At 68.3% G+C, this 11,550-nt stretch carries 12 protein-coding genes; 6 read left to right on the top strand and 6 right to left on the bottom strand.

What is annotated here, in order from left to right; genetic code table 11:
* Positions 1-231: 231 nt before the first annotated feature.
* Genes ACXN5S_RS17555 through ACXN5S_RS17565 form a run of 3 tightly spaced genes read right to left on the bottom strand, consistent with a single transcriptional unit; the run spans position 232 to position 2,396 of the window.
* On the bottom strand, positions 232-429 hold the full coding sequence (locus ACXN5S_RS17555; RefSeq protein WP_458606772.1) for a zinc-finger domain-containing protein: 198 nt from the start codon (positions 427-429) through the stop codon (positions 232-234).
* A 5-nt stretch (positions 430-434) separates the two neighbouring features.
* Positions 435-803, bottom strand: a complete 369-nt coding sequence (locus ACXN5S_RS17560; protein ID WP_458606773.1) for an HIT domain-containing protein — start codon at positions 801-803, stop codon at positions 435-437.
* Positions 804-821: 18 nt separating this feature from the next.
* Positions 822-2,396, bottom strand: a complete 1,575-nt coding sequence (locus ACXN5S_RS17565; RefSeq protein ID WP_458606774.1) for a DUF5928 domain-containing protein — start codon at positions 2,394-2,396, stop codon at positions 822-824.
* 136 nt (positions 2,397-2,532) lie between these two features.
* Here ACXN5S_RS17565 and ACXN5S_RS17570 point away from each other — a divergent pair, with 136 nt between their 5' ends.
* On the top strand, positions 2,533-3,351 hold the full coding sequence (locus ACXN5S_RS17570; protein WP_458606775.1) for a sulfotransferase family protein: 819 nt from the start codon (positions 2,533-2,535) through the stop codon (positions 3,349-3,351).
* 152 nt (positions 3,352-3,503) lie between these two features.
* Here ACXN5S_RS17570 and ACXN5S_RS17575 read toward each other — a convergent pair whose 3' ends face one another.
* A complete protein-coding gene (locus tag ACXN5S_RS17575; RefSeq protein WP_458606776.1) occupies positions 3,504-4,487 on the bottom strand; it encodes an adenosine kinase in 984 nt (327 codons plus the stop codon).
* Positions 4,484-5,128, bottom strand: a complete 645-nt coding sequence (gene nth, locus ACXN5S_RS17580; RefSeq protein ID WP_458606777.1) for an endonuclease III — start codon at positions 5,126-5,128, stop codon at positions 4,484-4,486. The genes ACXN5S_RS17575 and nth overlap by 4 nt, the downstream gene beginning before the upstream one ends.
* A gap of 263 nt (positions 5,129-5,391) precedes the next feature.
* Here nth and ACXN5S_RS17585 point away from each other — a divergent pair, with 263 nt between their 5' ends.
* The 3 genes from ACXN5S_RS17585 (at position 5,392) to ACXN5S_RS17595 (ending at position 8,456) form a co-directional block, all read left to right on the top strand.
* Entirely contained in the window at positions 5,392-6,315 is a 924-nt protein-coding gene (locus ACXN5S_RS17585) for a methylated-DNA--[protein]-cysteine S-methyltransferase (RefSeq protein ID WP_458606778.1), read from the top strand.
* A 68-nt stretch (positions 6,316-6,383) separates the two neighbouring features.
* Entirely contained in the window at positions 6,384-7,046 is a 663-nt protein-coding gene (locus tag ACXN5S_RS17590) for an OmpA family protein (RefSeq protein WP_458606779.1), read from the top strand.
* A gap of 177 nt (positions 7,047-7,223) precedes the next feature.
* Positions 7,224-8,456: a lytic murein transglycosylase gene (locus ACXN5S_RS17595; RefSeq protein ID WP_458606780.1), complete on the top strand. Its 1,233-nt coding sequence runs from the start codon at positions 7,224-7,226 to the stop codon at positions 8,454-8,456.
* A 163-nt stretch (positions 8,457-8,619) separates the two neighbouring features.
* On the opposite strand, the gene gndA is transcribed toward ACXN5S_RS17595, so the two are convergent.
* A complete protein-coding gene (gndA, locus tag ACXN5S_RS17600; protein WP_458606781.1) occupies positions 8,620-10,062 on the bottom strand; it encodes an NADP-dependent phosphogluconate dehydrogenase in 1,443 nt (480 codons plus the stop codon).
* 165 nt (positions 10,063-10,227) lie between these two features.
* Between gndA and ACXN5S_RS17605 the strand changes: the two genes are divergently transcribed.
* Complete coding sequence (locus ACXN5S_RS17605) at positions 10,228-10,977, top strand: glucose 1-dehydrogenase (protein ID WP_458606782.1); 750 nt, start codon at positions 10,228-10,230, stop codon at positions 10,975-10,977.
* Entirely contained in the window at positions 10,977-11,474 is a 498-nt protein-coding gene (locus ACXN5S_RS17610) for a gluconokinase (protein WP_458606783.1), read from the top strand. The genes ACXN5S_RS17605 and ACXN5S_RS17610 overlap by 1 nt, the downstream gene beginning before the upstream one ends.
* The last annotated feature ends 76 nt before the right edge of the window (positions 11,475-11,550 follow it).

The following is an 11,550-nucleotide window of genomic DNA, read 5'->3' on the forward strand; positions in this document are numbered from 1 at the left end:
CGCCGCGCGAGCGCCGGCCTGTCCCGGCGAGCTGGCGCTCTGGTGAAGGGAGCGCTGAGCCCTCCGCTGGGAGAGGTGTGGCTGGGATAAAGCGCGGTAGCGGGAACGTCGTAGCGCCACCCCACGGGCCGGCGTGCGAGGGGGGCTCCAGCTGGAAGCCGCAGAAGGGGCAGGGATTCGGCATTATGCGAGGCGAGGGCTACCCCGCCTTAAGCGGCGACCGGCACCAGCTCAGTGCGCACCGCCGTCGCCTTCCAGCACCCAGCGGGCGTCGCAATAGGGGCAATCGATGGACTGAGCCCCCAGCGGCACCGTCAGCCAGACGCGAGGGTGGCCGAGCGCGCCGACGCCGCCGTCGCAGGCGAACCGGCGGCTATGTGTCACCTTGGTCTCGGGGGCGGGATAGGCGGAGGCGGGATTGGTCGTCATCTGGCTCACTCCGGTTGGGTCAGCATGGGGCCAAGCGGGCGGCCGCCGAGGATGTGCAGGTGGAAGTGCGGCACTTCCTGATGGCCGTGATCGCGGGCATTGGCGATGGCGCGAAAGCCCTCCTCAACACCCAGCAGGCGGCAAACCTCGGCGACGGCGGCAAAGAAGCCCACCTGCTCTTCGGCACTCGCCTCGGCGGCGAAGTGATCGAGCGAGACATAGGGCCCCTTCGGGATCACCATCACATGCACGGGGGCCTGGGGCGCGATATCCTCGAAGGCCAGCGCATGCTCGCTTTCGAACACCGTCTTGTTGGGGATTTCTCCGCGCAGGATCTTGGCGAAGATGTTCTGAGGATCGTAGCTGAACGTCATGGCGCGGCGGCGTCCCTTTCAATCGTCAAACAGATGCGGCGTGGCGGCGATCTGCCCTGCCACCTCCTGCCCCACTTGAAGGAATTGCGCAATGCTCTGGGTGTTCTCCTCCACGCCCGCGCCCTCGCGCAGGCGATGGTAATTGGGCAGACCCGCGCCGCGCAGAGCCTCTGTCTCATAGGCCAGATCGTAGCGCAGGGTGGGCAGCAGGCTCGCCAGCCCCGCAGCCCCCGTCTCGGCCCCGGCAAGCCCCATGCGCCGGGCGTGGCCGGTCAGGAAGTCGTCGGAATAGCTGCAGTCGATCTCCAGAATTCGCAGCTCGCAGCGGTCGGCGGCGAAATCGCGCAGATGGTCGAGGCCGGAGACGTCGAGGCAGATCAGCAGCCGGTCGGTCTGGTGATGGTCGAACAGCATCCGCATCATGGCGCGGCGGTGCCGGGTGCGCTTGGCGATACTCGACTGGATGCCGCCGAGATCGGGCAGCGGGCTGTCTTCCTCGTTGAAGATGAAATCGAGGCAGGGAATGTCTGTCGCCGCCCGGATCGCACCGACCAGCCGCTTGGCCACATGCCATTTCTTGCAGATAAGGATGTAGAGCACCCGCTCGCGCCCCATGCTCATCCCCGCCTCCCAGAAGCGCGGGGCAAAGCGGCGCCCGACGCGGCCCCGCCCGGTGAGGAAACCGAAAAGCGTGCGCCCCTCGTCCGAGATGCGAAAGTCGGTGCGGCCCGAAGCGTAGAGATCGCCGAGCCGGGCCTTCAGCTCCGTCGCCTCGGGGCTGATCTTGCGGGCGAACAGGTAGTTCTGGCCGAGCAGCAGGTCGTAGTGATCGTTGTAGAAGGTCACCGGCATTCCGTAATCGGTGAACATCAGGAAGGTCAGTGTGCGGCTGCGGATCTCGGTGTCGGGCACCAGATGGCGCACCAGCGTCTGAAAGAACGTCTCATCCGGGATCCAGGTGGTGCGGAAGAAGCGCGTCACGTCGGGCCGCTCTCGCACGAAGGCCAGGACAGCCTCCACTGTGCTGCGCCGCAGGCACCACCATTGCGAGCCGATCATGATGGTCAGATCCGCCGGCGGGCGTCGGGTGAGGCCGAGCCCGCGCTGCAGCTGCATCGACTTGTAGAACAGCCATTTCTGGCTGCGCTCGTTGAACCAGTGGCGAACGTTCAGCCGCTCTTCCTTGATGCCGGTCTTGATCCAGTCGCTGGCGTGAAAATCGAAGCTCTCGATGTAATCTGCGTTATCCGCCTCCAGCATCTCATGCGCGAAGGCGGCAGATTTGATCGCCATGCAATCGCCCGAGAGCAGCAGGAAATGCGTGGCATCGGGGAAGGCCTTCTCCGCGGCCTCGGTCGCGCCGAGCGTGGCCTGCACCAGGCTCCATTCGCCCCAGCCACAGCGCACGCGTGGGGCGAAGGTGATCGAGGGGTCGCCCTGAAGTGCCGCCGTGATCTCGGCCCAGGCGCTGTCGGGGGCGGAGGCATCGAAATGGATGGCCATGACATCGCCGGCGGCCGTGAGCTGGCGGGCCTTCTGGATGATGGCTGCCGGGTCTTTGTGGCAGAGCAATATGAAGGCGATCTTGGCCATCGAACCCCGGGTCGGCTGGGCGCAGCGGCGCCTCGTTCTGCAGCGCTGATAGCGCGATTGAGCGTTGTAAAGACAGCCCCTCTCTGGTCATTTGGCGCGCACGAGCGAAGCGTGCGGGCGTCAAAGGGGATCAGCGATGGGCTTTCCGGGAACATGGATGACGGAGAGCGAGAGCATGGTCTACCGCGTGGTGCCCAAATGCGCCTGCTCGACCATCGGCCAGATCATGTTCTACTCCGACCACGGGCGCTTCTACGACGGCGACATCCATGATGCGCAGCAGGGCCTGCACAAATGGGGGATCGAAGCCAGCCAGCCGGCGATCACCGCCAATGTCGAGGCGCATCGCAGCTTCGCCTTCACCTGCGTGCGCAACCCCTACACGCGCATCCTCTCCAGCTTCTTCGACAAGATCTGCGGCATCCAGAGGAACGGTCGCCGCTACCGGGGCAACCTCGTGCCGCTCCTCGTGCAGAAATACGGGATCGAGGTTGGCAGCCCCGATGACGGCTTCGAATTCGACCAGATCAAGAGCTTCCGCCGCTTCCTCTTGTTCGCGCGCGACACCATCCGCTGGAAGAAGCCGATGCCGCCGGACATTCACTGGTCGTCGATGTCGGGCCATATCTCGACCTTCGTCGCCAATGGCGGTCGCTATGACGCGATCTTCTGGACGGAGAAGTTCAACGAAGGCATGCAGGGCGTGCTCGACCGGGTGACGACGCCGGTGCCGGTGAGCCTGGCCGACATTCCCCGCTTCAACGAGAGCGAGGGCCACGGGCCGACAAGGGCGCATCCCGTGGAGGAGTATTTCGACGACCTGTCGATGCATCTGGTCTACGAGATCTACAAGCGCGACTTCCAGCTCTTCCGCTACGACTTCGAGAACCCCGCCAACAAGTTACCCACAGGCGAGATCGACCTCGACGAGGTGCATGCAAAGCTGGCGAAGTAGGCGCCGGCGCGAAGGCCAGGCGCCACTGCTCAGCGGTCTTTCACAGACTTATCCACAGGGTTGTCCGGGCTGCTCCACAGCTCGGCGCTAGCTTTCGCCGCCGTTCTTCCCCCGCCCGGCGCGGCGAGGCCCCGCTTAAGGCGGGCCCGCCCTCAGAGCAGCCCTTCGGCCTTGAACAGCTTGCGCAGATCCGTCTCCGGTCGCGCGCCAAAATGGCTGATCACTTCGGCCGCCGCCACGCAGCCCATGCGGCCCGAAGTGGCAAGGTCGGCGCCATGTGCCATGCCGTAGATGAAGCCCGAGGCGAAGAGATCGCCCGCCCCCGTGGCATCCACCGGCACCACGCGCTTCACCGGCACTTCCACGCGCTCCTTGCCATCGGTGATGATGACATCGGCGCCGGATTGCGTGCAGACGACCAGCCCGATCTCCGCGGCTGCCTGATCCAGCGCGCTCGCCAGATCGGTCTGGTAAAGCGATTCCCACTCGTGCTGGTTGCCGATGACGTAGTCGAGCTCCGTCACCAGCTTGCGGAAGTCGCCGCGATGCCGGTCCACGCAGAACGGGTCACTGAGCGCGATCCCCGCGCGCCCGCCGCCGCGGCGGCAGAGCCGCGCGGCCTGGGTGAAGGCCTCTTTGCCTTCAGGCCGGTCATAGAGATAGCCCTCGAGGAAGAGGATATCGCATTGGCCGGCCACATCCTCCGGCACGTCTGCGGGTGAGATCTCCGACGAGATGCCGAGATAGGTGTTCATCGAGCGCTCGCCGTCGGGTGTCACGAAGATCATCGAGCGCGAGGTGGGCAGCGCACCGCCCGCGATGGGCGGGTTGGGGAAGGCCGTGCCCTGGCTTTCCAGCGCCTGCGCATAGAAGCGCCCCAGCCCGTCATCCTTCACCCGCCCGATGAAGGCGGTGGAGAGGCCGAGGTTGCCCAAGCCCGCGATGGTGTTGCCCACCGAGCCGCCGGGCGCCTGCCGCCGCTCTTTCATGGCGCCGTAGAGCATCTCGCCCCGCTCGCGCTCGACGAGCTGCATGATGCCCTTCTCGATGTCCATGTTGGCGAGGAAATTGTTGTCGCATTCCGACAGCACGTCGACGACGGCATTGCCGATGCCGACAGCCTGGTAATGGGTCATTGGGTCTTCTCCTCGAAGGTGCAGATGTCACGGATCAGGCAGTCGGGGCAGCGCGGCTTGCGCGCGACACAGATGTACCGCCCGTGCAGGATGAGCCAGTGATGGGCGTGGTGCTGGTATTGCACCGGCACCCTGTCTTCGATGGCGCGCTCGACGGCGAGCACGTCCTTGCCAGGCGCGAGGCCCGTGCGGTTGGCGACGCGGAAGATATGCGTATCGACAGCCTGCGCCGGAAAGCCGAAGGCCACGTTAAGAACGACATTCGCCGTCTTCCGCCCCACCCCCGGCAGCGCCATCAGCGCCGCCCGGCTGGCCGGCACCTCGCCGTCGTGCTCCTCCACGAGGATGCGGCTGAGGGCGATAACGTTCTTGGCCTTGTTACGAAAGAGCCCGATGGTCTTGATATGCTCGATCAGGCGCTCCTCGCCGAGCTCCAGCATCGCCTCCGGCGTCTGAACCGTCTCGAACAGCGCCCTGGTCGCCCGGTTCACGCCGGCGTCGGTCGCCTGCGCCGACAGCGCCACCGCCACGACCAGCGTATAGGGGTTCACGTAGGCGAGCTCGCTCACCGGCGCGGCCTCGGCCTCCTGCCAGCGGCGAAAGCACTCCTTGATTTCTTCGTAATCGAGCAAACGGGGCATGGGGGTTTATTGCCGCGCCCGCCGCCCGGCACAAGACGATCCAGCGCCCGCCACAGGCCGCCACCCCAATCCTCTGCCGAGCGCGGCCCGCCACACTCCTCCCTGTCTTTGCTCCAATAAAATCCTCGGGGGGGCTGCCAACGGCAGCGGGGGGCAGACAGCCCCCCTCCGCCCTCTCGCCTCCCGCACCGCCGTTCCCGCAACTTCCGGGTCGCCGCAGGCACCGGCTCCGGCGTATTCTCGGCGCAGAAGGAGAGCGCCGCATGTCCGCCCCAACCCGCTTCGAAGACGACAGCTACCATTACCACGTTATGGCCCGTGCCATTGCCGAGATCGACGCGGCCGGCGGCGCGCCCCTGTCGCTGGAGGAGCTGTCGCGGCGCATGCATATGTCGCCCGCGCATTTCCAGCGGCTGTTCACCGCCTGGGCCGGGGTAAGCCCCAAGCGCTTCCAGCAATATCTCGCCCTCGGCCATGCAAAGGCGCTGCTGGCGGAGCGCTTCACCACGCTGGGCGCCGCCGATGGCGCCGGGCTTTCGGGCACCGGGCGGCTGCATGATCTCTTCCTGCGGTGGGAGGCGATGAGCCCCGGCGATTTCGCCAGAGGTGGCGCGGGGCTGGTGATCCACTGGGGCTGGTTCGACAGCCCCTTCGGCCCGGCGCTGGTGATGGGCACCGAGCGCGGCCTCTGCGGTATCGCCTTCTCCGCCGAATCGGGCGAGGCCGCGGCGATGGCCGATCTCACCGCCCGCTGGCCGGCGGCGACCTTCATCGAAGCGCCGGAGCGGCTGGCGCCCTGGGCCGAGGCCGCCTTCGGCCGGGCGGAGGGCGAGGTGCCGCTGTTCCTCATCGGCGCGCCCTTCCAGATCAAGGTCTGGGAGGCGCTGATGCGGGTGCCCTCGGGCCACGTGACCACCTATTCGGAGATCGCCAGCAGCATCGGCAGCCCGCGCGCCGTACGCGCCGTGGGCAATGCGGTCGGGCGCAACCCGATCTCGTTCCTCATCCCCTGCCATCGGGCCTTGCGCAAATCCGGCGGCCTCGGTGGCTACCATTGGGGCCTGCCGGTCAAGCGCGCCCTGCTGGCCTGGGAGGCGGCGCGGGCAGACGCGAAAGAGGGTGGCATGGCGCCGCAGGAGCGGCTGCTAGGCGAAAACCCGCGGGACATGGAAACCGATATTGGATAACAGCGTTATCCTGCCCGATAAGGGGGCAAGGGCGCGACCCCGCGCCGCCCATGCAGACGGACATCAATATGCAAAGCTATCTGAACAAAGCCATCCTCACCCTCTCCGGCGGTGCGCTCGCCATCGGCCTTGCCGCTTGCGAGCCCGTGCCGGGCCAGGGCACCCAGAACGCCAACCAGGGCGCCCTGATCGGCGCCGGGATCGGCGCGGTCGGTGGCCTGCTCACCGGTGACGACAGCCGCGAGCGCGCCCGCAACGCCGTGATCGGCGCTGCTGCCGGCGCCACGGTCGGCGGTGTGGCCGGCACGATCCTCGACCGGCAGGAAGCCGAACTGCGCAACCAGCTCGGCAGCAACGTCGGCATCGTCAACAACGGCACCAGCCTGACCGTGACCATGCCGAACGACATCCTCTTCCCCGTCGACAGCGCCACGCTGACCGGCCAGCTGCAGAGCGACCTGCGCGCCCTGGCGCAGAGCCTGAACAACTACCCGAACAGCCGCGTTCAGGTGATCGGCCATACCGACAGCGACGGTGCCGCCGCCTACAACCAGGACCTGTCGGAGCGCCGCGCCCAGTCGGTCGCCTCGGTGCTGATCTCCGCCGGCGTCGCGCCGGGCCGGATCTCCACCATCGGCCGCGGCGAAGCTGCGCCCATCGCGTCGAACCTCGACGCCGCCGGCAAGGCCCGCAACCGCCGCGTCGAAGTGGTCATCACGCCGAACGGCTGATCTTCAAGCGAAAGATGGCGCGATATCGCGCCGGAACGGGCGGGGCGCTGCGACAGGCAGCGCCCCGTTTGTGTGATGGCCCCCGCACCCCGGGGCGCCGGCAGGCGAAATGCCGCCGGGCCGCTGGGCGAGGAGCGCGCGCAGACTACCTCGTGACCTCCGACTGGAGTGACTTTAATGCGTGTCTTGTTTCCCGCCGCGCTGGCGGCCATCGTCCTGCTCGCCGCCTGTGGCGGATCGCAGCGCTTTGCGGCCTATGAGGCAGCCGGAGGGAGTGACGACATCGAGACCATTCCCAATGCCGCCTTCGACGCCTGGGCCATGTCGTTCCTGCCGCGCGCTGTCGCCGCGGGCATCCCCGAAGGCGTGGCCCGCCCGGCCATCGCAGGGGCTGGCTTCATCCCCGAGGTGATCGAGAAGGACCGCAACCAGGCCGAGAGCAACCTCAGCTATGCCGCCTATTTCGCCCGGATCGTCAGCGCCGAGCGCGTCGCCAACGGCCGGGCCGAGCTCGCGCGGCGCGGCGCGGCGATGGACGGGCTGGAGGCGCGCTACGGCGTGCCGAAAGAGGTCGTCGCCGCCATCTGGGGGATGGAGAGTGCCTATGGCACCCGCCGCGGCGACTTTCCGGTCGTCTCGGCGCTGGCGACGCTGGCCTTCGATGGCCGTCGCGGCGCCTTCTTCGAGGGGCAGCTCATCGACGCCCTGCGCATCGTCGCCGCCGGCGAGGTGAGCCCGGATCGGATGCTCGGCTCCTGGGCTGGGGCGATGGGGCATACGCAGTTCATCCCCTCCTCCTACCTGTCGCTCGCGGTGGACGGCACCGGCGACGGGCGGCGTGACATCTGGAGCGACGATCCGACCGACGCGCTGGCCTCCACAGCCAATTACCTCGCGCGGAATGGCTGGCGCACCGGCGAGCCCTGGGGTGTAGAGGTGCGGTTGCCCGCCGGCTACACCGGCCCGACTGGCGGGCGCAGTGCGGCTGAGTGGGGCGCGCTGGGCGTGACGCGCGCGCAGGGCGGCAGCCTGGGCGGCCTGCCGGAGGGGCGGCTCTTCCTGCCCGACGGCGCCGCGGGACCAGCCTTTCTGGTCTTCCGCAACTTCGACGTCATCAAGCGCTACAACAATGCTGACATCTACGCGCTGGCCGTGGGGCATCTCTCTGACCGGCTGGCGGGGGCCGGGCCGCTGTCGCGCGACTTTCCCGGCGCTGACGAGGTGCTCAGCCCGGCAGAGATCCGCGAGCTGCAGGAGCGGCTGACCCGCGCCGGCTTCGATACGGGCGGCGTGGACGGATTTGCTGGCGGCGATACGGAGCGGGCCGTTCGCGGCTGGCAGGAGCGGCAGGGCCTGCTCGCGGATGGGCGGGCGACGCCGGCGGTGCTGGCGGCGCTGCGGCGGGGCTAGCGCGAGCTGCGGGCCGGGGAGGGGGCTGTCTGCCCCCGCTGCCTGCGGCAGCCCCCCGAGGATTTTTGAGAGCAAAGACAGGAGGTGGAGCAGGCCGCGCTCGGCTGGGGTCCAAAGGAGCGCGGCTTGCGGGCGGCGCGGCGGGGCGCCGCCCGGGAGGGCTTTAGCTTTGTTTGCCGGCGTCGTCTGCCGGGTTGGCGGCGTGGTCGGCCCAGGGGCCGTGCTGGCCGGTGGAGCCATCGTCGAGCCGGGCGAAGCCGTGCAGGCCGAAGAAGTCACGCTGGCCCTGGATCATGTTTGCTGTGCCGCGCGCTGTGCGCATCTGGTCGAAATAGGCAAGGCCCGAAGAGAGGGCCGGCACGGAGAGACCATGGGCGGCGGCGCCCGAGACGGTTTCGCGGAGGCCAAGCTGGCTGGTCTTCACATGGGCCGCGAAGAAGGGCGCGAACATCAGGTTGCGCTGGGGGTCTTCGGCGAGTGCGGAGGCCATATCGTTGAGCATCGCCGAGCGGATGATGCAGCCCTCGCGCCAGACGCGGGCGATGGCGGGCAGGTCGAGCGTCCAGCCGAACTGGTCGGCGGCGGCGGCGATCATGGTGAAGCCCTGCGCGTAGCACATGATCTTGCCGCAGATCAGCGCCTGCTCCAGCGTGTCCGCCTCGAGCGTGCCTTTGGGCAGGGGCTTGGGCGCGGCGCCGAAGAGGCTCTCGCCCGTGGCCCGCTCTTCGCGGCGCGCGGAGAGGTTGCGCGCCACGACCGCGGCCTCGATGGCGGGGACGGGGGCGGCGAGATGCTGCGCCTCGATCACCGTCCAGCGACCGGTGCCCTTCTGGCCCGCCGCGTCGACGATGACGTCGAGCAGCGGCTCGCCGGTGGCGGCATCGGTGGTGCCGGCGACCTTGCCGGAGATCTCGATGAGGTAGCTTTGCAGCACGCCCTCGTTCCAGCCCTCGAAGATCGGGGCGATCCCGCCGGCGCTCAGCCCGTGCCCGTCGCGCAGGATGCCGTAGATCTCGGCGATCATCTGCATGTCGGCATATTCGATGCCGTTGTGCACGGCCTTCACGAAATGGCCCGCTCCGGCCTCGCCCATCCAGGCGGCGCAGGGCTCGCCCTCGTATTTGGCCGAGATCGCTTCGAGGATAGGGGCCACACGGTCCCAATACTCTTTCTTGCCGCCGCCCATGATGGCCGGCCCGTGGCGCGCGCCCTCTTCGCCGCCGGAGACGCCGATGCCGAGGAAGGGGCCGCCGCTTTCCTCGATCCGCCGGTTGGTATCGTGGAAATTGGCGTTGCCGGCGTCGATGATGAGGTCGTCGGGGCCCATGAGCGGGCGCAGCTTGCCGATCATGTCGTCGACCGGCTCGCCCGCCGGGATCATCAGGATGATCGCCCTGGGCTCGGCAATGTTGGCGACGAGCTCTTCGAGCGTGTTGGAGGGGATGATCCGCTCGGCCAGCGCGCCGGCCTGCTTGCGGAATTCATGCGGGCGGTCGGACTTGCGGTTCCAGACCGCGATGTCGAAGCCTTTCTCGGCGATGTTGAGGGAGAGGGCCGCGCCCATCGTCCCGAGGCCGACGAGGCCGATATGTGCTTTATGGTCCATGGCGGGCCTCCTTTTGCCTCTAGATGGCGCGTTGGGGGCCGCGAGGCAACGGTATTGGGGCCTGACGTGGGCTGTCGCAGCGCCGGCGGGCCCTGGCCGAGGGGCGCGCGAGGCGCTTGACAGCGAAGCGCCCCGGCTGTCGGCTGAGGGCGAAGGGGAGGAGATATGGACCTGTTTGACCTGACGGGACGGCGCGCGCTGGTCACCGGCGGCGGCCGCGGCATAGGGCTGGCGCTGGCGAAAGGGCTGGCGGCGGCAGGCGCCGAAGTGGTGCTGAACGGCCGGAACGAGGCGGCGCTTCGCGAGGCGGCCGAGGGCCTGCCGGGCGCGAGGGTGCTGCCCTTCGACGTGGCCGACCGCGCCGCGGTGCAGGCGGCGGTGACCCTGTTCGAGGACGAGGTCGGCGCCATCGACATCCTCGTCAACAACGCCGGCATCCAGCACCGGGCGCCGCTGGACGACTTCCCGCCAGAGGAATTCGCCCGGCTGATGGAGATCAACGTCTCCGGCGTCTTCCATGTCAGCCAGGCGGTGGCGACGCATATGCTGGCGCGGGGGCGCGGCAAGATCATCAACATCGCGTCGGTGAACGCCATGCTAGCCCGGCCGACCATCGCGCCCTACACGGCGACGAAGGGGGCCGTCGCCAACCTCACCAAGGGCATGGCGGCCGATTGGGGGCGCCGGGGGCTGAACTGCAACGCCATCGCGCCCGGATATTTCGAAACCGAGATGAACAGTGCACTGCGCGCCGACCCTGCGTTCCACGGCTGGCTTGAGGGCCGGGTGCCGCAGGGCCGCTGGGGCCAGGTGGACGAGCTGGCGGGGGCCTGCGTTTTTCTCGCCTCCGACGCGGCCTCCTACGTGAACGGCGTCACGCTGTTCGTCGACGGCGGCCTGACGGCGAGTGTGTGATGGAAGCAGCGCCGCTCCGGATCGTGGTGATGGGAGTCTCCGGCTCGGGTAAGACGACGGCGGCCGCCGACTTGGCCGAGGCGCTGGGCGCGCGGTACATCGAGGGCGATGTCCTGCATTCCGAGGCGAACCGGGCCAAGATGGCGGCTGGCATCCCCCTGACGGATGACGACCGCTGGCTGTGGCTCGACGCGGTGGCAGCGGCGCTGGTGGCGGGCGAGGGACCGGCGGTCGCCTCGTGTTCGGCGCTGCGGCGCGCGCATCGCGACCGGCTGCGGGATGGGGCGGGGAAGCTGACATTCCTGTGGCTCGACGGCTCGTTCGAGCTGGTGGCTCGTCGGATGGCAGCGCGGGAGAACCATTTCATGCCGCCCGAACTTCTGACGAGCCAGTTCGCCACACTGGAGCCGCCGGGGCCGGAAGAGGCAATACGCCTCGATATCTCGCGCACGCCGGAGCAACTGCTGGCGGACGCGCTGGAGCGGCTTGGGGTTTAGAAGGCGGCCTTGCCGTGCCTGGGTCCGTTCTGACTTTCATTCTCTTCCGCATCCCGGGCTGATCGCGCCGGGCGAT

The organism is Pseudoroseicyclus sp. H15, assembly GCF_054353345.1.